This window comes from Desulfobacterales bacterium, from assembly GCA_034520365.1.
Lineage (GTDB): Bacteria > Desulfobacterota > Desulfobacteria > Desulfobacterales > Desulfosalsimonadaceae > M55B175.
On the sequence record JAXHNP010000006.1, the window covers coordinates 389,262 to 412,542 of the forward strand.

Genomic DNA, 23,281 nt, shown 5'->3' on the forward strand with positions numbered 1-23,281 from the left:
CGGGTTTGGTTTTGGCGCGAAAAAGCCCCAATCGCCAGCCGGCCGTAAACCCCGCCACATACATCAATCCATACCAGTGAATTTGGAATGGCCCCAGGGTCAAGGCCACCGGATCCATTTCCGGATAATACCACACGGATTTTATGCCCGGGTCAGGAGCTGGAGAATTTTTTCTTTTTTGGGCAGCCATTTGCCCCGGTGCCGGATCTCGCCGTCCACGATCAGCACCGGGGTCATGGGAAAATGCTTGATCCAGGATTTAAAATTGGTCAGATGCTCAACATCCGCCTCCATGTTGTTTTCCTCCATCACCTCATTGACCCGCTTGTACAATGTCTTGCAAAACGGGCAGCCAGGGCCGATCACGTCGATTTTCATGATGCTTCTCCTTTTGTTTCGGGTTACGGACTAATCCGGAAACTGTCCGTCAGTCCGGTCTTTCCTGTTAAATGGGTGACATACCCACTGGAAGGGTAGATCCTTCAACCTTTCGTCCTTGCATCCGCACACAGACATCGACACATTCTTTTTATGGCATAAGTTCTGGAAAAGAGCTAATTTTTCAACTTTTTTCACCAAAGGAAATGAAAAAAGGGACCGGTTGGATATGGTCGGCGTTTTTTCCGAAAGCGCTTCCATGGACGCCCTGAGATATTCATTCTTTTTCAGGCTTTCCCTCATGGCTTCCGTCAAGATCAGGTATCCGAAAACCGCCTCCCGAACGCCAAGATGTCGGATATCCGCGATCATTCTTTCAATATTCTCCACGGTGTCATCGATGCCGGGAAACAGCGGATCAATTCTGACCGCAAGACACCCCAGCCCGGGTATGCCCGCCAGTTTTTCGAAATTTTTCAACCGGGATTCATAGGCCGGCGCGCCCGGCTCGATGATTTTATTTCGTTTGGCGTCCGGGCTGGTGATCCCCACCTGAATCCCCATAAGGTCCGGCCGCATGCGGATCACGTCGATGAGATCCTCCGTAAAGAGCCCCTTTGTCAGGAAGAAAACCGAGACGTTGCGCGAAAAGAGAAGCTTCAGCACGGTTTTCGTGGTCTCAATAATGTCCGCGCGCGATAATGGATCCGATGCATAACTCAGATAAACCACGGGCGGAAATTCCTTCCTCTCGAGGAACTGGTCGATTTTTAGAGGAATCACGCGATTGTTGTAGTCTGGATGAAACAATTTGTGAACCTTTTTCTCGAGGGGTGAAAAAATGCAGTAAATGCAGTTGTGGGCGCACCCCAGCGACAGATCCATGACATACCCTTTGCAGGCATTGGGTTCGGGCCTCACATCGGCCTGCATGTCCTTTCGGATACCGAAATGAATGTTTTTCATTCCCCCTCTCCCTTCCGCATTTCCTGGATGATGAACCGGCATAATGAGTCAACCGTGAAAGGCTTCTCCTCCAACTGTGACTCCTCGTCAATCCAGGCTTCAAAATCTAAAACAATGGAAAAAGCCTCATTGACGGCGGTCAAAAGATCAATGGCGTCCAAAGAATCAAATTCCAGGTCTTCCGAGAGCGATGTTTCAGGAAATACCGGCCCGGCCACCTTGAGCGGCGCCACCCGGGGAAGCAATTGCACCAGGACCTGAAAAACAGCGGGTTTTGTCCATGAACGGTAAATCCTATCGGTCATCTCGATCTCCGGACGCCCGTTTTTTGAAGGTTTCCAAGTACATCCGGCGGCAAAGGGGGCGTTGGACTTTCCCGCTGGTTGTCCGGGGAATCGTCATGGGCGCGACAATAACCAGATCATCAAGCGTCAATTCGAGCCGCTTTGAGACGGCCCGCCGGCAATCCATCGCCAGCCGGTGTTTGCCGGCCTTGTCGCGGACGTCGGCCTCCACCATCATTACAATATCTTCGGTACCTTTTAGGGAAGAAAAAACGCCGAACGCCGCCACGCCGTTTTTTTGAATGCCGTCAACGGTGGACACGGCCTGCTCGAAATGTTCCGGGTGATAATTCCCGCCGGCCCGAACAATGATGTCTTTTGACCGGCCCGTGACAAAAATGTCCGCGCCGGCTCGATATGCCAGATCCCCGGTATCCAGCCAGCCATCATGAAAAACCGCTTTCGTGGCCTCCGGATCACTGAAATATTGATTCATCAGGGACGGCGACCGGACATAAAGGTTTCCCTGGACCCGCTCGGCGGCCTCATTCCCGGCGGTATCCATGATCCGGACCTCGACCCCGGGAATCGATTTTCCCACCGAGACAACGGGCGTACTTTCCTTTAAATTCCGCGCTGGTTCGGCAACTCCCTCGGTTTCAAGCCGATGCCGGTCGATCCGGTCGATGGTCGGCCCGGCCCCTGGCGGGGTAAAACAGACGGCCACCGTGGCCTCCGCCAGGCCGTACACCGGCATGAATGCCCGGGCGCGGAACCCGGCCGGAGCGAATTTTTCCGAAAAAGCGGTCATTGTCTCCTCGGTGGCCATTTCAGCCCCGTTCATCGCAATGCGCCATTTCGAAAGATCCATTTGCCCGGAATTCGGCGTTTTGATCTTGTCCACGCATAATTGGTAGCCGAAGTTCGGCGCAACCCCGATGGTCCCGGACTTCTCGTGCATCAATCGCAGCCAGGCCCCGGGCGAGGAAATAAACCGGGTCGGAGGCATCAATGCCAGGCCGCACCCGGAAAAAAGGGCTTGGCACACACAGCCGAGCAATCCCATGTCATGAAACAACGGGAGCCAGCAGACGATCACATCATCGGGCAGAGTCCCGATGACGGATCGGACAGCCGTCAGATTGGCGACGATGTTGGCATGGGTCAAGGCAACCGCCTTTTGTCTGCCACCGCTGCCCGAGGAAAATTGAATCATAGCGAGTTGCGCGGGTGAAATTTCATCCCGGAATTCCCGCCCAGGGCCGCAACTGGCTTGCTCCAGAGCTTCGGCCGTAAATACATGGCGCATGGCGGGCGCCTGCGTCTTGATGTCAAGCCCCGTCTTTTTCCTGGCTGTTGAAACGATCAGGGCCGCGGCCCCGATTCCTTCAAGCATTTCGGCCCTGCTTCGGACAAAGGTATCCATTTTGCGGGGAAGAAACGGCGGAGCGACCAGGGCGGGAACCAGACCCGCCGTCATGGCGCCAAAATAGGCGAAAAGACATTCCACGCCGGTGGGAAGCATCACGGCCACCCGTTCCCCCGGCGCGAGCTCGGATGCGCGCATGGCCGCCGCATAGCGCAGCACGCCGTCATAAAGCCCGCCGAAAGAGATAGAGCGGTCGCCCCGGCTTCCCGCCACAGTGCAAAAAATCTTATTCTTCCGACGGACTGCATGATCGGCCATCACATCGCAAAGCGTCCGGGTGTCCGGTGTTATGCCATACGCCCATTTGAATGCATCCATTTACCGCAACTCCCGGATTCTGCCGATTTGATCCTTGTTCCAGATTTTTTCGTCAAAAAAAAACGGCGCGGGCTTAAATCCATGTTTCATGGCCAGATCCCAGATGATCCGCATTTTTTCCGGCGTGATGCGGCCCCTGCCCAGGGAAAAACTTTGAAAACGGTCCTCCAAGGCCAGCACGATAGTTTCGGACCAGCAGCCATAGAGGATATTCGGGTCGGGAAGCCCGGCGTCATAGCTCATCAGCACCGGAGAAGGTGATGCCAGGAGTCCGCCGGAAAAGAGGAAAATTTTTGATTGATCCATCTCATAATCGGTGAAAATATTTTTGGGATATCCCACATCGCACACAATGGCCCCCGGCTTGAAATCTCCCGGACAGAAAATGGGGGCCGCGGCGCTTGCCGCGGTGATGACCCCATCCGCCTTTGCCAGCGCCTTTTCACGCCCCATGTCCGCTATCACTTCGGCCCTTCCGTTCGTCTTGAGTTCGTCCGCAATCCGTCGCAGATTGAACGCAAACCGCGATACCAGGATCAGCCGCTTGACTTTTGAAACCAGGAAGCGGCAACAGGCGGTTCCGATATCGCCGGCGGCGCCGATCACGGCGATCGTGGCTTCAGTCATATCCACTCCCAGCAGTTTGCTCGCCCGGATCACACCGTCCACCGCCGCCATGGCTGTGAGCGTATTGCCGGATGATACGGCCATTTCCGGGACTTTTTCAGCCACCCGCCCGCCCTGATCCCCATCGGCGATGGAGGTGAACCCGCCCAGTCCGGCTATTCTCGTGCCTTGACGCCCCGCAAGTTCAAGGGCGCCAATTACCTTCTCCACGCACAAAGTACGAAACCGCCGGTTATCGGATACTTCCAGCATTTCCGGAAGCAGCGGACAGATGATCATGCTTCCCCTGATGGTCCGTCCGGTCCGGGACGTCACCGATATCTGTCGATCCGCAAACGGCGGCGTCCATTCAAACAGTTTCAAGAGGAGTTCCCGCCGGGGTTGTTTCAGATCCGGTTTATGATGCTTCAGATACCGGTACAGGTGATCCATATTAAAAGGATGACCGATAAGGGCGAAATCAGGGGGATCGGTTTTCGTTTGCATCGGATTCAGGCCGTTGTTATCTGCTGTCCGCATCTTATTCATTCGCAAGTCGTTTTCCCAGCCATTTGCCCAGGGCGCAAATGGTCACGATGGGCGGACGGCCCGGCGATTCCGGAAATACGCTGGCGTCGCAGACATATAGATTGCCGACGGATTTGCATTCCAGGTCCGGATTGACCACCTCCCCGATCGCCGCCGTGCCGCCGGGATGCCCCCCGGCCGGCTCGGAAACCGTGAGCGCGGATATCGGCGCGCCGGCCTGTTGCAATATCTTCCCGGCCAGGGCCTCGCCATGTGAAAGGCGGCGGCGATCCTCGTCCGTCAGGAATTTGGAAACCCGCCCGTTTCTGTCTATCGTTCCAATATGATCATCTTTGGCCTTTACCATGATCCCGTAGGGCGGCCGGTCCCCGAACCAGCCTTTCACTCCCTCAAACATCAACGCCGCGTCCGCATAGGGGAAAAGAATATATCCCCGGCCGCTATGTTCCTCGATCACCGTGGACATGCATGGCTCGGCAGCCGCAGTGAAATTTGTGCTTCGCCCGTAGACAATGCGAAATACATCCAGAAACAAATGGCTTCCCGACGATATCCCGGAATTTTGAAGGATCACCGGCGTACCAAGGCCGCCGGCGCAAAGGATCGTCAGATCGGCGCTGATTTCGATCGGACCCGCGGCTGTTTCACATGACACGCCAATGGCGCGGCCCCCGGAAACAACAACGGCCATCACCTTTGTTCCGGTCAGAACCCGCACATTATCCATGAGGCGCAGCTTATCCATCACCCGGCTGGAAGACCATTTGGCCCCCATCGGGCACGTGAGCGTACATTGCCCGCAATGGGTGCAACGGTCAAAATCAATGAATTTGTCCCACCGGGTGACCGAAAGTTTTAATGCCTTGGCCGACCGGTTGAGCAGCGCGGCATTGGGGCCGATGTGCCGGTCGGGCATGGGGCGAAGGCCCAGTTCCGTTTCGGTTTCCCGAAACGTTTCCTCCAGATCGATCCCCAGTCCCCCGAATTTATCCTCCAGGCAACGCACCCCGTGGCCCGCGGCCAGCACCGTGCTGCCGCCCATATTGATTCCTCGTAGAAGAGAATATCCTTCACGGGTTTTGGGGTATTTTCCGTTTTCCTGGTAGAGTGCCCGGCCCAGCTCCAGCTCCTTCATTCCGGCGAATCTGGACATGTCCGGCCCCTGCTCGACGATCACCACGTCCTTTCCGGCCCGGACGAGTTCCCGGGCCACCATGGCGCCGCCGGCGCCGGTTCCCACCACGACGGCTTCGGCACGGATACCCTTCATTCCCAACCTTTTTTTCCGGCGGTTGGTTGTTGTCCGGTTAATCGGCCGGCGATGGCCTTAAGCATCATTTCGCTGTTTGCCGCTATCTTCTCCCGGAGGATCGGCCCCAGGACCTCTTCAATGATCGGAATGCCGAGTTTGTATTCTATCGACAGGACCAGGGAAATCCGCCCCTCCGATTCACCCACGCGCCATCTACCCTGAAAAACATCGAAATCGCCTTCAATCGCTTCGAAAAGAATTTCACGGGTATCATTCCTCATCCGAATATGCTGAACCCAGCAGATGGGCGCCCCGTCGATCTCGGCATCCCAGCGGGTGGTCATCTCGCTTTCCTTCCGGTCCAGCACCGCGATGGCATTTACCGAAGGCATGTAGAGCGGGTAATCCTCGACATTTTTCATTATCTCATACGCCCGCCGGCCGGTATCGTTTCGGTCAAGAGAGGAACACGGAACGGGAATCATGGCGGTTACGGCGGTTAAATCCGGTTTCGAATCCTTCATTTTCATTGCGTTTGTTCTTCCCCTTTATGGAATGAACGGATTAGCAGGAAAGCGCCGATCAGGACCATGGGAATGGACAGGATCTGCCCCATCGTGACCCAATTCCACAGCAGAGAACCCAACTGCGCATCCGGCGCTCGTAAAAATTCCACACAGAAACGGAAGACCCCATAACCGAATAAAAACAAACCGGACGCTGGCCCTTCCGGTCGCCAGGGTTCGGTCATAAAACCGGATAAATCATAGAAGAGCATATAGCCGAGACCCGCTTGCACAATGTCTTGCAAAACGGGCAGCCAGGGCCGATCACGTCGATTTTCATGATGCTTCTCCTTCCCGTCCTTTCCTGTTAAAAGGATGACATGCCCACTTTAGCGGAAAGGCTTTTCAGTCTTTCCTCCGGATGAGAATGCCGACTATGGCATAGAAAGCCAGGTCCCGGAATTGTGCGGGATTTATGTTATTCAAAGTATCGTTTCACCCATGGCGATAATTTCCATATGCCAAGCATGAGCAGGACCTGGAACATGGGCACAACCGACGGCGGCAGAACAGAAAGCCCGCCGAATGTGGTGGCAGCCAGTGCCAGGGTGATGCCGTGGTTTTTGGCTGTGGTCCCGAAGCCGATGGCAATGCCGTATTCGTAGGACAGGCCGGATTTCTTGGCAACAAAAATTGAGATCAAAAACAGCAGCGGGTATACAATGAACACGGAAGCCGCCAAAATCCAGAACAGGTTCAGATTCTGCAGGATCAGCTCCGATTCCCCGGAAACGGCGATAAAAATGACGAAAAACATGGCAATGCTTGCTAACGGCGGCAGAAAAGGCTTTATGTCCTGATTAAACCCCTGTTTTCCGTATCTGGGAATGATCAGGCCCTCTCGTGCGCCAATGCCGACGATCATGGGCAAAATAATGATCCAGAATATCTGTTGGGCGATAAACCAGAAATCGATGACCACAAATTTGCCGGCCAATACAGTCAGCCAAAAGGGAATGGCTGCAATTGCCACCAGAAAGCTCAGCACCTGAACGATAAGGGCGGTTTCCGTCTTTCCGCCGGAAAGCCCGGTCCAGGCGACCATCATGCCGCTGCAGGGCACTGTTAATTTGAGAATCCATCCGGCAATAAACTTGGGATCAAGCGATGTAAAAAACAGTTCGGCCCAGAGATAGGCGACCACGGGGGAGAGCACAAAATTGATCAGCACCGCGATTAAAATCACTTTTTTGTCGGTGGCGATCTGCTTTAACTCCCGGATCGCTATCCCCATCATTATGGGAATCAGCATAAGCATCATCCCATAGGGTATCAGCGGCTTTAAGGAATGGACCAGGTCGGGATACCGGCTTCCGACGGTTATCGCCGCGGCCAGATCTGCCAAAATGATAAAGGGCAGATATCTTTGCAAGTATTTTGAGACTTGTTGTATCACTATCTCTACGCTCCTTTCAGACCGGCTCTATGTCCCCGTAGCAGGCCGGAAAGCCCATGGCCGACGCTGTCCATGCCCGAGTAGACCACCGGCACTACGATCATGGTCAGGAACGTGCCCACCAGCAGGCCGCTTCCGGCTACGATTCCGAGGGGACTCAGGCGCTCTAAGCCCACCGCGGTTTCGAAAATCAGTGGCGACAAGCCGATGATCGTGGAAAACGTGGTCATCAGAATGGGCCGGATGCGCAGCTCCACTGCGCGGACGATGGCGTCGTTTTTCTCCGAGCCCTGTTTTCTGGCCTGGATGATGAAATCGAGCAGCAGCACGCTGTTGTTGATGATAATGCCGGCCAGAAAGATCATGCCCATGGTGCCGGGCATGCACATGGGCTTGTCAAACAATAAAAGCCCCCACATGGAGCCGGCCACGGCCAGGGGAATGGCCGCCATGATGGTAATGGGATGGGCAAATGAGCCGAACATCGCCAGAAGCAGAAAATAAAGCAGCACAATGCCGATGATCAGGGCCTGGCGGAGCTGCTTTTGCGTGCTTTTCATGTCCGAGGCGGTGCCGGCAAATTCAATGTTATAGCCGCCCGGCGGATCCAGACCGGCCAAGGCCTTTTTGGCCATGCCTGTGACCTGGGCGATGGTCATATCAAAGTTGACACCGGTCACATCAATGGTGGCCTGCAGATCCTCCCGGGTGATAAAGGGGCGCTGGGTTTGCGTTTCTACTTCTGCCATGGCCCGCAGCGGTATGGGGCCGAAATCCGATCCCACATAGGCATGTTCCAGGGCGGACAGGCTGTTGCGATCAGACCGGCCGTACTGCACCCGGATGGGAATATCGAGAAAATCTGCAAGCCGCATGGAGGTGGCAGGCACGCCCTGCACCGCTGCACTGACCTGTCGGGAGACTTCTTCCGGGGAGGTACCGTACATGCGCGCCAGGGCCGGGTCCACGGTCACATCCACTTGTTTTTGATCAAAATGCCAGCTTCGGCGTACATCGGTAAGGCCTCGCACGCCCTGCAGCCGCTGCATGGTTTGGTCGGCCAGTCGGTCCAGTATCCTGGCGTCCGGTCCGCTGATAATAATATCCACGGGCGCCTTGGTGGTGGCCATGGGCGTGGCCCCGTACTCGCTGACCCGGAAGCTTTTGATCCCCGGCACCTGCCGCAGCTTTTCCCGCCAGGTTTCCTCGATCGCCCAGATGGACTTTTCCCGCTGTGTCCGGTCCACCAGTTCAACCGTGATGGATGCGGACTGGGTGGTGGCGCCGCCGGTGCCAAAGGAAATGGCACCGGGCTCCGAACCGATCACCGAGGAGACCTTTTCGATGCCGGGCTGGGCATAGATGATTTCCTCCACCCGGTTCAGGGTTTTTTCCATCTGCCCGATGCCGTCTGTGGCCGGCAGATCAAATTCGACAATGGCAATGCCCGTATCCATAGGCGGCATGAGAGCCCCGCCGATAATCGGCGGGATAGTCCGGACCGTGACCACGAAAAAAGCCGCGGCCAGGATCAAGGTGACCAGGCGCCAGCGCAGGGCGCCTTTTAAGATAAATACATAGAAGCGCCGGATAAAACCGACGCCCACATCTACCCGGGAGGCCACGCGTTCAGCGATATTCTTTTTTTCCCGTTTTCTGCCCAATACCTTCGAGGCCAATAGCGGCACCAGGGTCAGGGCGAGAACCAGCGAGGCCACCATGGTGATGGAGATGGTCAGGCTCAGCCGGCCGATGGTCCGCCCGGGATAGCCGCCGATAAAGATGATGGGCACCAAGACCGCCACCGTGGTCAGCATGCCGGCGGTGATGGCCAGGGCGATTTCTCTGGCGCCGGTGTCGGCGGCGGTTTTGGCATCCGGTTGGCCCTCTGTTCCATCCGGGCCTTTGCCGGCATGAAAATGGCGGTAGATGTTTTCCAGGGCCACCACGGAGGCGTCCACCACCATACCGGTGGCCACGATCAGGCCAGACAGGGTGACCATGTTTAAGGTATAGGGCGTAAACCAGAGCACGGCCAGGGTGAACAGAAACGAAAGCGGGATCGTGATGCCGGCCACCAGGGCGGCCCGCGCCTCTGCCAGAAATAAAAAGATCACCGCCACGGTAAAGATCACGGCCTCGATGATCGACAGCACCATGCCGTGCATGTTGATGTCAATCAACGGCTGCTGGTCCTGGGTGAGTTCAAAGGCAATATCGGGATATAGGGCGCCGAGTTCCGGCAGAAAGGACTTGACCCGTTCAATGGCGGCCACGGTATTGCCCCCCTCCGGCTTGATGACGCCCAGGGCGATGGCTGCCTTGCCGTTTCCGTGATAGGCCGAGCGTGGCTCCTGTTCGGTAAGTTCCACCTCGGCCACATCGGATATGCGCAGCAGACCACGGCCCGGCCGGCGGATCGGCAGTTGGCGGATTTCGCTTAAATTTTTGAATTCTCCGGCAATACGTACCAGGTATTCGCTGTCGCCCGCATAAATATTGCCTGCCGGCGCCGAGATGTTTTGTTCGGCCAAAGCCGCAATGACCTCGCCGATGGAAACCCCGTTGGCGGCCAGTTCGTCCCGGTCCACACGTACCCGGATTTCCGGCCGATGCCCGCCGAAGACGTCCACGTCCGCCACGCCTTCTATGGCCAGAAGCCGGTCCTGGATCTGGTTTTCCGCCAGCAGCCGGATTTCGGAAAGATCGCGCCGGCTGTCATTTTTCGGCCGCAGGGCAAGGGTGAGCAGCGGGCGGGCCGTGGCATCGCTTAGGCGATAGAGTTTGGGTTCCTGTGCGTTTACCGGCAGATCGGCCCGGATGCGGGCCATGGCGTTTTGCACGTCCAGGATGGCCTGGCCCGGGTCTTTGCTGTAGGAAAATTCCGCCATCACGGCCGAGACCTGGTCGCGGCTGGTGCTGCGGATACTTTCCAGTCCGCTCAAGGTGTTGATTTCTTTTTCAATGACTTCCGTGATCTTGTCGCTGACATCGTCGGCTGAGGCCCCGGGCTGTACCGTCACCACCACCACCTGGGGCGGAAAGGTATCCGGAAAAAGCTCCGATGGCGTGCGTAGAAAGCCGATAAACCCCATGGCCGCCACCAGCAGGACCGCGGCCGCAACCGCATAAGGATGATTCAGAGCTGCCCGGCTGATATTCATTGCACAACCTCTACTTTCTCTCCGGAGGAAAGGGTCGCCCAACCCAGATAGGTGTTTTCGACCACCTGTGTTTTTGCATCAATTCCCCGGACCGCCGCCCGGTTCGCAGTGCGCCCCAGGAATTGGACCGGCTTTGCGGAAAGGGTTTTGTCTTTCACCGTAAATACATGGGTACTGCCCTGCTGCGGGCCTTCGATCAGAGCGGATGCCGGAAGCAGGATCACGTCGGTGAGCTGCGCGACCTTTACGGTGACCGGCAGATAGGCGCCCGTGTCAAGACCGGCTGCGGCCGCCCGGTCCAGCCAGATCTCGGCCCGCATCATTTTCGCCTTGTCCAGGGCCGGCTCCATGAGCCGGATTTCGGCCTTTTGAATGCCGCCGTTCACCTCAAAAGCGGCTTTAAGTCCCTTTTGTACTTCGGGCAGGTCCTTCTGGGGTACGTCAAAGGCGATTTTGACCCCGGACGGGTCCTGGACCGTGAACAGGGTTTTTGCCGGGGCGGCCATGTCCCCGGGGTCTGCCAGGCGTCCGGTGACAATGCCGTCAAAAGGGCTTTTTATGGTGTAATAGCCGCGCCGGGTGAGCAGTTCAGCCTTCTGCTTTTTCAAGGCATCAATCTGTCTTTCAATAGCTGAAGATTTCGCTTGGGCTGCCGTCAACTTTCCCTTGATATCCGCGGCCTTTTGTGCTGTCTGCTCTGCCTCGGATTTGGAAATCGCACCTTTTTCTGACAAAGCACGGGACCGTTTTTTTTCTGCCCGCCAATACGCATGGGATTCTCTGAGGGCTTCGACCGTGGCCCGGCTGCCGGAAAGCTCGGCCCTGGCCTGTTCAATGCGGGAAGATACCACGTCAATGGCGTATTCAACCTCTTTAGCGTCAAGTTCGGCAAGAACCTCTCCAGCTTTGACCCCGTCGCCTTCATCCACCCGGATGTCTTCCACCTCAGCCGTCACCCGTGCCGATACCCGCGCTTCATTAAACGGTTCCACCACCGCCAGATACTCTTTTTTCAGGGCCAGAACCCCTTTTTCAGCAACAGCCACAGTCACCGGCCGGGGCTTTAAGCCGTAGGCCGGTGTCTGGCCCAGGTCCTTTTTTTTCTGTTTGACCAGCAATATGGCACCGCCAACCAGACAGATGATTACCAGTATCGGTATTCCGATGCGAAATATACGTTTCATGTGGGTTTACTCCTTGCTCAGGATCATGCCCCGGGCCAGCTTGAGCCGGGCCAGGTCGATCTTGCATGCGGCCAGGGCCCGGGCGTGGTTGGTCTGGGCCCGCAGCAGGGCATCCTGGGCATCGAGGACATCGACAATGGTGCCCTTGCCCAGGTTGTACTTGGTCTGTTCGATATCCAGGGCTTCTTTTGCCTCCCTGATGGCCGCCTGGGTGGTCTGTACCCGTTTTTTATCCGCGATAACGGCATCCCTTGCATTTTGCACTTCCCGGCGGATATTAAGCTCAAGTTCCCTGAGCCGCGACTGCGCGGCGGCCTGGTCGGCCCGCGCACCGGCGGTTCTGGCAGCAATCTCGCCGCCGGCAAACAGGGGCATTTCCAGGTGCAGGCCGATGCTGCCCACATCTTCCTCCTCCTCGGCCCCGGCCTGGACGGTGGTGTCGCCTTCGGCCCACCGGCCGCCGTAGGTGCCCTGCAGATCCAGGCGGGGAAAGTATTCTCCCCTGGCCGCGGCCAGGGCTTTTTCAGCCGCCTGGGCTTCGTTTTTCAGGGCCTGGTAGTCCCGGCGCGCGTCATAGACGTTTTGCCAGGAGACCTCCTGGGCGGATATATCCAAGCCTTCAAATGAGAGCTCGCCCTTGACCGGGAGGCGTTTCTGCTCGGTTTCCAGGCCCAGCAGGTTGGCCAGCAGCCGGTTGAGGGCATCCAGGCGGTTTTCTTCGGCGATGAGCTGCTGTTCGATGTCTGAGAGCCGGACCCGGACCCGCAGCAGATCCACCCGAACCCCTTTTTCCACCGCGATCATGTCCTGGATTTTTTGTTTCTGGCGCGCCACGGCTTTTCGCGAAAACCGCAGGGAATCGATTACCCGGCGCTGCTCCAGGATGGCGTAAAATGTGGAAGTCACGTTAAAGACGGTTTCTTCTCGGGTCCGGTTTAGCCTGTCCATGGCGGCTTCGGCGAAAAGCCGGGCGGCCGAGGCCCGGTTGATCAGGCGGCCGCCGGTAAACAGCGGCAGCTCCAAAACCAGGTCCGCGCCGTACTGATCCGCGCTATAGGCCCCTGGTTCTCCAGGGGAACTCGCCGGCACCAGGCGCTGGTCGTCCAGGTACCGGCTGGCCGAGGCCGCCGCGCTGAGATGCGGCAGCCGTTTGCCCCGGGCTTCCCGCCAGTTGGCGCGCGCCGATTCGGCTTGATGCCTTTGGACTTCAATGCCGGGATTTCGCTGCAAGGCCAGCTCGATTGCTTCCGGAAGGGTCAGGTCCTGTTTCATTTCGGCCGGCTGCGCCTTGGACTCTTCCGGCGCCCTGGACTCCTCCGGTGCCGCCGGAATGCGGTCATATGGGCCGCTTTCCGGAGAAAAAGCCCCGGTGTCTTTTTGAAGCCCGCTGCATCCGCTCACAAGCAATATCAGAAAAATAACGGGAACGATTTGTTTCATAGATTCTTTCCTCAAGTGTTGCTGTTGAAAAATTTGAGACCGGATACTATTTTGCATCCTGCCGTCCCATTGCCAGCCCGTAGGCCGCGGGCAGAAAAAACAGGGTCAGCAGCAGGGAATACAGCAGCCCCCCGATGACGGCGATGGCCATGGGCACCAGCATGTCCCCGCCTTCGCCCAGGTTCAGGGCCAGGGGCATCAGTCCGAGGACCGTGGTCAGCTGGGTCATCAGGATCGGACGGACGCGGATCGGTGCCGCCTTTTCAATCGCCTGCCGGGCCGGTGCGCCCTCCGCCCGGTATTGCTCGGCCAGGGCCAGCAGGACCACGCCCTGGGAGGTAATACCGCCCATCATGACCACCAGGCCGATCAAAACCGTCACCCCGATGGGCGTTGCCGTTAAAAACAGGGCCAGAAAGGCCCCGGTCAGCGTCAGGGGGACATTGGCCATGATCAGCATGGGCAGCACAAAGGATTCAAACTGAATGGCCAGGGCCACATAGGCAAACAAAACGGCAAAGGCCAGGATAAGGCCCATGGCCTTGGTGTTTTCAGCCATCATCTGCGCCTGGCCGCCCATTTCCCAGCTCACCCCGGAAGGGGGCGCCAATTCCGCCATGGCCTGCTCGGCCCGGGTCACGGCCTCTCCCACGGATATGCCAGCGGAGTCGGCCCGGACAATAACCTGCTTGGCCAGGTTTTCCCGGACGATTTCCACCGGGCCGGATGCCCGGCGGACATCGGCCAGATCCCGCAAGTAAATGGATTCCCCGTTTTTTTCCGCCACAACCAGGCTTTCCAGATCCTTCTTGCTGGTCAGGCGTTTTTCCGGGACCACCAGCCGGATGTTGTAGTACTCCATGCCTTCCCGGTACTGGGTGGCCACCCGCCCCTGCACCAGGGTCTGGAGCATGTCCGCCACCTGATCCACTGAAACGCCGAGCTCCGAGGCTTTGGCCCGGTCAATATGGACCCGGTATTCCGGTTTGGTCATGTCCATGGAGATATTGATATTGCCCAGGCCGGACACGCCATCGAGGCGGTCGGCCGCTGTTTTGGCAAAATCAAAGATGGGCTTGATTTCCGAGCCCTGGACCTTGACCTCCACCTCCTGTTCGCCCACTTTGCGGATGCCCTTGACCTTCATCTGCTTGACCATGAGCTTGCCCCCGGGGGTCGGAATTTGGGCGACCATGGGTTTGATCTTGGAGATGAATTGCCGGGTGCTCACATTTCTTTCCGCCCCGGGAACCAGTTGAATGTCGACTTCGCCTTCATTGGCGATCTCGTAGGTATACAGGCCCCAGACCTTGCCCCCGGCCAGGGTGAATGTGCTTTCGATCTCCGGCAGCCCCTCCAGTTTTTTCTCCACCTGTTTTAAAATCCGGTCCACCTTTTCCACTGCGGTGCCCGAGGGCATCTTGAGCTTGACCATGACCCGGCCGTCGTCGACCTTGGGCAGAAATTCCGATCCGGTCAGATTGGCCAGCAGCAGGCCCCCGGCAAACAACACCAGTGCCGCGCTGATAATGATCCACCGGGCCTGCAGGCATTTCTGCAACAGCCGGGCGTATTTTCGGGTCAGGGCTGAAAGCACGGCATCAAATGCCCGGGCGACCTTTGACCCCTGTGTTGATTTTTCGCCCCGGAGAAAAGATTGGGTCAGCAGGGGGGTCAACGTCAGGGCCACGAGCAGGGAGATGACCACAATGCCGGCCACCACCAGCACCAGTTCCTTAAACAGCAGGGCGGCCAGTCCGGGCACGAACAAAAAGGGCAGAAAGATGGCCAGAAAGGTCAGGGTGGCGGCCACGATGGCCGAGCTTACCTCCCGGGTGCCCGCAAGGGTATAATCGGCTTTGCCTTCGGCCTTGAGCCGGGTGATGTTTTCCAGGACAACCACGGAGTTGTCCAGGATTACGCCCAGGGCCACCACCAGCCCGCCCAGGGAAAACAGGTTGATGGAAAACCCGGCGGTTTTCATGACAAAGAAATTGGCCAGGAGGGTCGCCGGCAGGGCGATCATCATGACCGCCACCTGCCGCCAGCGGCCCAGAAACAGATACACCACCACAATGACTAAGATGGCCGCCAGGATGGCCGAGTTTTCCACGCTGTGAATCGCCCCCAGCACGTAATCGCCCTGATTTTCCACGTATCCGATGCGGATGCCGGAAGGCATGGAAGTCTCCAGGGTCTCCATTCTGTCCTGCACAGCACGGGCCACGGTCACGGTGTTGGCAGTGGCCTGTTTGAGCACGTTTAACTTGATGGCCGGTTCTCCGTTAAACCGGGTGTTGACCCGCATGTCCTCGTGGGAATCCTCGACTTGGGCCACGTCCTTGACATAGACCTTGCCGCCGTTATCACCGCTGGCCACGACCAGGTTTTCGATTTCCGCGATGCTTTCAAACTCGCCCATGGTCCGGGCAATGATCTCCCGGTTTTCCACCGTGACCCGGCCGGCAAATATCTGGCGGTTTCCCGCAGAAAGCGCCCCTGCCACCTGGGCCGGCGAGAGCCCGAAAGCGGCCATGCGCTGCGGATCCAGGTGAACGCGGATTTCCCGCTCCAGGCCGCCGACGATTTCCACGCCCGCCGTGCCCGGCACGGTAATCAGGCGGTCCGAAAGCCAGTTGTCCGCCCATTCCCGGAGCCAGACCAGATCGTGCTGATCCGAAGACACCGTCATCTGCATGACCGGAAGCTGGGAAGGGTCGGCCTTGATGATCACCGGCGGGTCCATGGACTTGGGAAGCCTTCGGGAGACCCGGCCCATGGCCGTGATCACGTCCTGGTAGGCGACCTCCACATCCACCCCGTATTCGAAGTTCACCAGGAGGGTATACATCCCCTCGATGCTGGAGGACTCCAGGTAGTCGAGGTTGTCCACCGTGGCCAGCACTTCCTCGATGGGCTCGGCGATCTCGGTTTCGATCTCCCCCGGGGTGGCCCCCTGCCACCAGATGTGGATTTTGATCATGGGGTAGGTGACTTCCGGCAGATAGTCCACTTCGAGCTGGGTGAAGCTGAACAGGCCGGTGATCACAATGGCGATGGTCAAAACGACGACGGCTACGGGCCGCTTGAGGGTGGTTGCCGTGAGTTCCATGGTTTAGTTATCCTGTCCGTTTTTTTTCTCTGAATCCTGTGTTTCTGCAATGCGCACGGCCGCGCCGTTTCGCAGGTTGTTCATTCCGGCCGCAACCACCTTTTCGCCGGGCTCGAGTCCTTCGATCACCTGAATCCGGCTGCCCTGTTCAAGGCCGAGCCGGATCTCGCGCCGCATCGCCTTGCCGTCGCTGACCACAAAGACCGCCTCCCGGTCGCCCGAGGTGCTCAAAAGGGCGCTTGCGGGAATGACGATCGCTTCATTTGCGGTTTGCACCGGCAGTAAAACCCGGGCAAACATGCCGGGCATGAGCTTCGGCGGATCGGTCAATTCGGCCTCCACCGGCACCGTTCCGGTCCGGCGGTCTAATTCCGGATATATCCGGGATATCTGTGCTTCAAAGTCCCGGCCGGCATAGGCATCCAGCCGGATGGTGGCTTTCATGCCCGGCTTGATGACAGATATCAGCGCTTCTGAGACGGAAAACCGCACGACCAGGGAGGTGCGGTCCAGCATGTCCAGAAGAGCGGCCTGGGGCGTGGCCAGGTCTCCGGGATGCACGGAAACCTTGGTGATGATTCCGTCAAAAGGGGCGTAAATCCGGGTCTCATCCAGTTTTGCCCGGGCTTTGGCCAGCGCGGCCTCTGCCTTTTTGACTTCGGCTTCCTGGACGGCCAGTTCGGTTTGGGTGGGACCGGTTTTGAGCATGGAGAGTTTCTCCCGGGCCGAGATCAAGTTGGTCTGGCACTCGGTATAGGATACCTGGGCCTTTTCCAGCTCTTCCCCGCTCACACCGCCCTTTTCGGCCAGTTCCCGGACACGCTCCAGGTTTTTGCGGGAAAATTCGGCACACTCCTCCAGGTACCGGACGTTTTGTTCGGCCTGGGCAATTTCTTCGGGCCGGGCCCCGGCTTTTAAATCCGCCAGCTTTGATTCTGCCACTGCCAGGTTTGCCTCGGCTTCCTTTAACTCCGCGGAATACAGGGGGCGATCAATTTCAATGAGCTTTTCATTCTTTTCGACCCGGTCGCCTTCCCGCCAGGGGCAAAATCCCACCGGCCCTTCCACGGTGGCGCGAATGGTGATTTTGTTGGTGGCCACCGTATCGCCGGTCACCTCGACCGTGCGGGAAATTGTCTGTTTTTGCGCCGTTACGGTTTCGACCAGCGGGGCTTTTTTTTCTTTATTCTCGTTATTCTCCTTGCCGGAGCTCGCTTCTGAGGCGCAGCCGATGAAAAATACCACGGCCCACAGCACGGGCAAAAGGCGCAATATAAGCTTTATGTTGTATGTCATTTACAGTTCCCCGATAATTTCGGTTTTTGGTTATCCGGAAAACTCCAGTGCGAAGGGATCAGCCAGTCAGAAAAATGATGGGAATGGTTTATCGAAATCGCTATCGGGATCGCTATCGAAATCGAAATGTTTCGATCCCGATCCCGATAGCGATTTTGATCCCGATACAATTTCCACTGGAGTCAAACAGATAACCGGATTTCGTTTTTACGACCTGAATTTAGGTTCAAAGCCGTTTAGATGGATGCTTTCTTAACTGCAACACCCGCTGCCGCCTCCGGGAACCCCTGCGGCGGCAGCGGGTTCATCCGTCGCGTTTTTCACCGCCTGCTTGACGAGGTCCACGTCGTCTTCGTTTAAGTTGAAATCTTTGTTTTTTTCGATTCCGTATTCGGTGACCACCAGGTGCCGGTGCCGGGGAAGCGGGACGCCTGCTGCCTGCAGCGTGGCCTTGCCGCAGCCGATCTCGCATCCGTCTATGACGATCACGGATTCGGCGTCTTTGGCCGACTGGACAAACCCGGAGATACGGCCGCCGATGCCGGCCATGCAGAATATTTTGCCGAATCCCTCCGTGGTCAGTTCCACGGCGGCCCGGTTGGCCAGCTGGCCCACGTTGGAGCCTCCGGAGCAGGGCAGCAGCATGGTGGTGGCGCTTGTGGCTTCACAGCAGTTTTCAGTCATTTTTGTTCTCCTTATAATCTATGATTGACCCGTAAAAAGCTAACTATTCCGCTTTCTCATAAGCCCGCTGCAGTATTTCCAGCGGGTGAAACACCCGGATCTCCGGCATCAGGTGCCGGAACTGAAGCCGGCAGCTCAGGCAGTCGGTCACAATGGCCTCAGGGGCGGCTGCCCTGATTTTTTCGGCCAGCCGCCTGCCGAGCCGGATGGATGCTTCATGGAAACTTTCCTTAAATCCCAGGCTTCCGCCCATGCCACAGCAGTCCATGGCCCCGCCCGCTCTCTTGATCTCTAAGCCGGGAACCAGGGCAAGAATTTTTTCATAGGGACTGCCCATGTCCTGTTCCCGCTGGTGGCAGGGGGCAAAGTAGGCCATGCGGGCATTGACAGGGTTAAACTTTGTGTCCAGGCGTTCCTTGTCATGCAGTTGGTCCAGGTACTGCCCCATGTCCCGGATTTTTTCCGAAAGGCTGATGCGCGCCAGCGGATCGATATCGGAAAAGCATGAATCGTCTTTCAGGATTTTGCCGTATACGGCTTTTTGAAGCGAAACATGCCGGTTTCCGCCCCTTCCATCCGGAATCCGGATTTCATCATCTCCGGCATTTACCGATTCCTGGTAGGGCCGGGAATAAAAAGCGCCTTCTTTGAGAAGCACTTTCATGAAGAATCCGCAGGTCGGGCAGGAACAGACAATGTCGCAGCCGGAGTCCGCGGCATCCAGAAGAGCCTGAAGATTGTGCTGCACACGGCTGCGCGTGATCTTTTCCGCGCCTTCGACCAGTGTCGGCATGCCGCAGCACTGCTGGGGCGGCACATATACCGCAATACCGTTTTTTTTCAGTATGGCAACTGCGGCCCCGGCCACTTCGGGAAAGAGGTAGCCGGCCGTGCACCCGGCAAAATAGGCCGCTTTCGGGTGTTTGTCCGGCATGCGGTTCAAGCCGTTTCTGCGGGCCCGGGCAAAAAAACTTTCCGCCGGAAGCAAGGGCAATCTCCGTGCCTCCGCAATGCCGGCAAAACGTTTGGCTGCTTTTGCAGACGGGCTTATTCGGAGCAATTGATTGATCAGCGCCGGGAAACGGCCCGCATATTTTCCGGCATTCTGTAGGTCGGCCAGCATGCGGACCCCTATGGGCATGCCCTTTTCCCGGACCCGAGCGGCCTTTGCCCGGACAATGCCGGCCCGGATATCCGGGCACGGGCACAGACCGCAGAGCGTGCACATGTCTGCAAGCCGGTGAAGCGCTTTTTCCGTGGGCCGGGCGCCGGTTTGTTTTTTCCTGTCGTAAAGCCTGTAGAGTTCCGGGAAAAACAGGCAGCTCTCATCCATTAGAAAGCGGCAGGTGTCGCAGTCCGCACATGCATCCATCACCTGCCTGATAAAGCTGTATGATGATTCCTGTTCCTGGTACTCCTCTTTGGTCAAAGCGGTTAAAATCCTTTTAAATTTATAAGCAGCCCGGATTTTTTTCACGCGCTCAGGCCGGGCATATTGCCTGTTTTTCTCAGGGGCACAAACACGGCGCGCACCAGCAGGTACACCGACACCGCCAAAAAGAAGAGATCCCGGATCACGGTCAACAAGTTTGCCGGACCATGGGCGGCCTGGGTGGAAAAACAGCCGCAGTGGACATCCAGCCCCCGGATCTGGTTAAAAACCAGGGCGGCTGTAAACGCGGTCATCAGCAGGGTGCAGATCAGTGTTGCCCCGGGCAGCCATACTCCTGCAATAAGGCAAAGCCCTGCTGCCAGTTCAATCCACGGCAGAACCAGGGCAGCGGCGTTGACCGCGAAATCGGGCAGAATCTGGTAGTTGTAAACTGCCTCTGCAAAAGCCTGCGGGTGCAGGATCTTGTCATAGCTGGCATACAAAAACACCGCGCCCAGAAAAATCCTTGCAGCCGCAAACCAGGTTTTTTCTGTTTTTAAAAAATGCGCCTTATTCATTGCCCTGATCTCTGGTTTGTGTGGGCAGTCCTGCCTGTCGCCATTTTGTCCAGCCGTTTACCAGTACGCGGGAGTTTTCAAACCCCATGTCCGAAAGAAACAGCGCCAGCTCGTGGCTCAGTTCACAGTTTTCCCCGTCGCAGTAACAAATGATGGTTTTTCCGCCCTCCAGTTGGTCTGCGACTTCGATGAACCGTTCATTTACTTCCTGCCAGGGCAAACTCACTGCCCCTTCGATGCGGCCCCGGTCATACTGGCTTTTGGGGCGGGCATCCACGAACACGGCCTCGTTTTCCGCATACATGCGGCTGGCCGCTTTTAAGCTGATTGCCAGGCTTTGCCCGGAATTGTCGACAAAGCGCGAATCAGTGGACCAGTCGCCCACAAACGCTATGCCGTCTTCGCGCAACAGGTTTACACACGCCGCGAGTACGCAGGCAGCCGTAATGATCCCTGCCATCTGCCCCATTGCTTTAATCTGCCTCGTCCTGTGGAAATACATTTTTTGGTACTTTATTTTAAATTACTTGGTTTCCGGGGCCGCCTCACTGTCGCCGGCCACCGGCACGAGAAATACCGGTATGGGGCTGTGCCGGAGCAGCCCCTTGGCTGCGTGCCCGGTTATGGCACCTTCGACAAGTCCGTAATCATGACGCCCCATTACCAGCACATCGTAATTGCCGGTTTCGGCATGGTTGAGAATCATCTCCTGGGGCCGGCCGAATTCCACCATCACTCCGGCAAGGGAAAACCGGCAGGCCGGGAGCTGACAGCCGAGTTCGTCGCACATTTGTCCCAGGCGCTCTTTTATTTCTTCGGTGATCTGCTCCCGGCTTTTCTGCTTGACCTCCTCCCGGCTGGGGTAGCCCAGAAAGGCGCTGATCAGCAGTTCCGCATTGGGCGAAGTCTCCCTGATGACATGAATGACGGTCAAAGATGCTTCACAGGCGTCGGCCAGGGCCACGGCGTAGCCCAGCGCCTTGCGCGCCCCGTCGGAGAGATCTGTTGCATAGAGAATATGATTTATTTTGGGAACCATTTACTTCCTTTTAAAGATCGATTTCTTATTCTCTGCATACCACGTGACAGACCCCGGTCGGCGTTTCCACGGCATAGGGGAAATACTTGCGCTTAAACCATAGCGCCACGTTGACCAGCGAGATCAGCACCGGCACTTCCACCAGCGGCCCGATCACCGCGGCAAACGCCACCCCGGAGTTGATGCCGAAAACCGAAATCGCCACGGCAATGGCGAGTTCAAAGTTGTTGGAAGCCGCGGTAAAGGATAACGTGGTGGTCTGCTCGTAGGTGGCCTTGAATTTCATGGACATGTAGAAGGTGATCAAAAACATGGCCACAAAGTAGATGCAAAGCGGAATGGCGATGCGGATGACGTCAAAGGGCAGTTTGACGATGTATTCGCCTTTGAGCGAAAACATGACCACGATGGTAAACAAAAGCGCGATCAGGGTGAGGGGGCTGATTTTGGGGATGAATTTTTCCATGTACCATTTCTCCCCCTTGGTCTTTAATCCGATAATGCGCGAGATAATGCCGGCGATAAACGGGATGCCCAGGTAGATGAACACGCTTTCGGCGATCTGGCCGATGGTGACATCCACGGCCGAACCCTCAAGGCCGAACCAGCCCGGCAGAATGGTGATGAAAAACCAGGCATACACGGAAAAAAACAGCACCTGGAAGACCGAGTTAAACGCCACCAGCCCGGCGCAGTATTCGGCGTCCCCCTTTGCCAGGTCGTTCCATACCAGCACCATGGCAATACAGCGCGCCAGGCCGATCAGGATCAGGCCCACCATGTACTCGTGATGGCCGGATAAAAAAGCGATGGCCAGTCCAAACATGAGGATGGGGCCGATGACCCAGTTCTGCACCAGGGACAGACCCAGGATCTTGTAATCCCGAAATACCTCGCCCAGCTTTTCGTAGCGCACCTTGGCCAGCGGCGGATACATCATCAAAATCAGGCCGATGGCAATGGGAATGTTGGTCGTGCCAACGGTCACATGGTCCAGCAGGTCCGTGACGCCGGGATAAAAGTAGCCGGTCGACACACCGGCGGCCATGGCCAGAAATATCCACAGGGTCAGAAACCGGTCGAGAAGCGGCAATTTTTTAACGGTTGATTCAGCCATGAACAGATCCTCCCTATTTGATTTACTCAAATCGGAACCCGGCAAGATAGGCGTCCAGTTTTTCCTTGTTTTCCGGGTCGATTTCCGGGCAGTCCTCTGCCCCGCGGCCGCCTTCGGCCGCCTGGGCGGCAAAGACCATGCAGGTGGCAAGGCCGCATTTTTTGCAGTTGGTTTTGGGCAGCAGCTTTAAAATCTCAAACACCTGCGGTTTTTTTCGGCTTTCCTCGCTGGGGGTGATGGTATCTTTTTCCGCCCAGACCCGGTTTACCTCGTTTTTCAGCCACTCCAGGATCTTGTCCGCCTCTGCCTCATCCTTAAGGGCGTTGATGGCGATTTCGGTCGCCCCCACCTTGATGATCTTGCCGTGCACGTGGAGCATCACCGCCGGCGGATCCCTGAAATACTGGGTGCCGCCCAGCTCCGCGTTCAAGTAGGGCAGGGCGGCCGAGATGTCTTCATCCAGCCGGGCGATGCAGTGCACCGATTGGAAGCTGGGGTTGCATTCCGGCCGGAAGATTTGTTTTTGATAGGATTTGAGCAGCATTTGCAAA

The 23,281-nt window shown here is 57.1% G+C and carries 21 protein-coding genes; all 21 read right to left on the minus strand.

The window, feature by feature from the left end:
* Positions 1–141: 141 nt before the first annotated feature.
* The gene (locus tag U5L07_09845) at positions 142–378 is read right to left on the minus strand and encodes a thioredoxin family protein (GenBank protein MDZ7832039.1); all 237 of its coding nucleotides are present in this window, start codon (positions 376–378) and stop codon (positions 142–144) included.
* Between the two features lie 30 nt (positions 379–408).
* A complete protein-coding gene (locus U5L07_09850; protein MDZ7832040.1) occupies positions 409–1,344 on the minus strand; it encodes a radical SAM protein in 936 nt (311 codons plus the stop codon).
* Complete coding sequence (locus U5L07_09855) at positions 1,341–1,649, minus strand: phosphopantetheine-binding protein (protein MDZ7832041.1); 309 nt, start codon at positions 1,647–1,649, stop codon at positions 1,341–1,343. Before U5L07_09855 ends, U5L07_09850 begins: the two co-directional genes overlap by 4 nt.
* A complete protein-coding gene (locus U5L07_09860; GenBank protein ID MDZ7832042.1) occupies positions 1,639–3,375 on the minus strand; it encodes an AMP-binding protein in 1,737 nt (578 codons plus the stop codon). The genes U5L07_09855 and U5L07_09860 overlap by 11 nt, the downstream gene beginning before the upstream one ends.
* Complete coding sequence (locus U5L07_09865) at positions 3,376–4,521, minus strand: hypothetical protein (protein MDZ7832043.1); 1,146 nt, start codon at positions 4,519–4,521, stop codon at positions 3,376–3,378.
* A gap of 1 nt (position 4,522) precedes the next feature.
* Positions 4,523–5,800: an FAD-dependent oxidoreductase gene (locus U5L07_09870; protein ID MDZ7832044.1), complete on the minus strand. Its 1,278-nt coding sequence runs from the start codon at positions 5,798–5,800 to the stop codon at positions 4,523–4,525.
* A complete protein-coding gene (locus U5L07_09875; protein ID MDZ7832045.1) occupies positions 5,797–6,306 on the minus strand; it encodes an SRPBCC family protein in 510 nt (169 codons plus the stop codon). The genes U5L07_09870 and U5L07_09875 overlap by 4 nt, the downstream gene beginning before the upstream one ends.
* A gap of 2 nt (positions 6,307–6,308) precedes the next feature.
* Positions 6,309–6,593, minus strand: a complete 285-nt coding sequence (locus U5L07_09880) for a prolipoprotein diacylglyceryl transferase family protein (GenBank protein ID MDZ7832046.1) — start codon at positions 6,591–6,593, stop codon at positions 6,309–6,311.
* Between the two features lie 173 nt (positions 6,594–6,766).
* Positions 6,767–7,744 (minus strand): bile acid:sodium symporter, encoded by a 978-nt coding sequence (locus U5L07_09885; protein ID MDZ7832047.1) that lies wholly within the window; start codon positions 7,742–7,744, stop codon positions 6,767–6,769.
* Between the two features lie 5 nt (positions 7,745–7,749).
* Positions 7,750–10,908 carry an efflux RND transporter permease subunit gene (locus tag U5L07_09890; protein ID MDZ7832048.1) on the minus strand — a complete coding sequence of 1,053 codons (3,159 nt, stop codon included), beginning with the start codon at positions 10,906–10,908 and terminating at the stop codon, positions 7,750–7,752.
* Complete coding sequence (locus tag U5L07_09895) at positions 10,905–12,092, minus strand: efflux RND transporter periplasmic adaptor subunit (protein ID MDZ7832049.1); 1,188 nt, start codon at positions 12,090–12,092, stop codon at positions 10,905–10,907. The genes U5L07_09890 and U5L07_09895 overlap by 4 nt, the downstream gene beginning before the upstream one ends.
* Before the next feature lie 6 nt (positions 12,093–12,098).
* Complete coding sequence (locus U5L07_09900; protein MDZ7832050.1) at positions 12,099–13,532, minus strand: TolC family protein; 1,434 nt, start codon at positions 13,530–13,532, stop codon at positions 12,099–12,101.
* 46 nt (positions 13,533–13,578) lie between these two features.
* Positions 13,579–16,644 (minus strand): efflux RND transporter permease subunit, encoded by a 3,066-nt coding sequence (locus U5L07_09905; GenBank protein MDZ7832051.1) that lies wholly within the window; start codon positions 16,642–16,644, stop codon positions 13,579–13,581.
* Positions 16,645–16,647: 3 nt separating this feature from the next.
* Positions 16,648–17,940 carry an efflux RND transporter periplasmic adaptor subunit gene (locus U5L07_09910; GenBank protein MDZ7832052.1) on the minus strand — a complete coding sequence of 431 codons (1,293 nt, stop codon included), beginning with the start codon at positions 17,938–17,940 and terminating at the stop codon, positions 16,648–16,650.
* 252 nt (positions 17,941–18,192) lie between these two features.
* Positions 18,193–18,624 (minus strand): putative zinc-binding protein, encoded by a 432-nt coding sequence (locus tag U5L07_09915; protein ID MDZ7832053.1) that lies wholly within the window; start codon positions 18,622–18,624, stop codon positions 18,193–18,195.
* A 43-nt stretch (positions 18,625–18,667) separates the two neighbouring features.
* The gene (locus U5L07_09920; protein MDZ7832054.1) at positions 18,668–20,053 is read right to left on the minus strand and encodes a heterodisulfide reductase-related iron-sulfur binding cluster; all 1,386 of its coding nucleotides are present in this window, start codon (positions 20,051–20,053) and stop codon (positions 18,668–18,670) included.
* A 44-nt stretch (positions 20,054–20,097) separates the two neighbouring features.
* Entirely contained in the window at positions 20,098–20,574 is a 477-nt protein-coding gene (locus U5L07_09925; protein ID MDZ7832055.1) for a MauE/DoxX family redox-associated membrane protein, read from the minus strand.
* Complete coding sequence (locus U5L07_09930; GenBank protein ID MDZ7832056.1) at positions 20,567–21,043, minus strand: rhodanese-like domain-containing protein; 477 nt, start codon at positions 21,041–21,043, stop codon at positions 20,567–20,569. Before U5L07_09930 ends, U5L07_09925 begins: the two co-directional genes overlap by 8 nt.
* A 54-nt stretch (positions 21,044–21,097) precedes the next feature.
* Complete coding sequence (locus U5L07_09935; protein MDZ7832057.1) at positions 21,098–21,613, minus strand: universal stress protein; 516 nt, start codon at positions 21,611–21,613, stop codon at positions 21,098–21,100.
* 25 nt (positions 21,614–21,638) lie between these two features.
* A complete protein-coding gene (gene arsB, locus U5L07_09940; GenBank protein ID MDZ7832058.1) occupies positions 21,639–22,730 on the minus strand; it encodes an ACR3 family arsenite efflux transporter in 1,092 nt (363 codons plus the stop codon).
* Positions 22,731–22,752: 22 nt separating this feature from the next.
* Entirely contained in the window at positions 22,753–23,274 is a 522-nt protein-coding gene (locus U5L07_09945; protein ID MDZ7832059.1) for a (Fe-S)-binding protein, read from the minus strand.
* Positions 23,275–23,281: the final 7 nt, after the last annotated feature.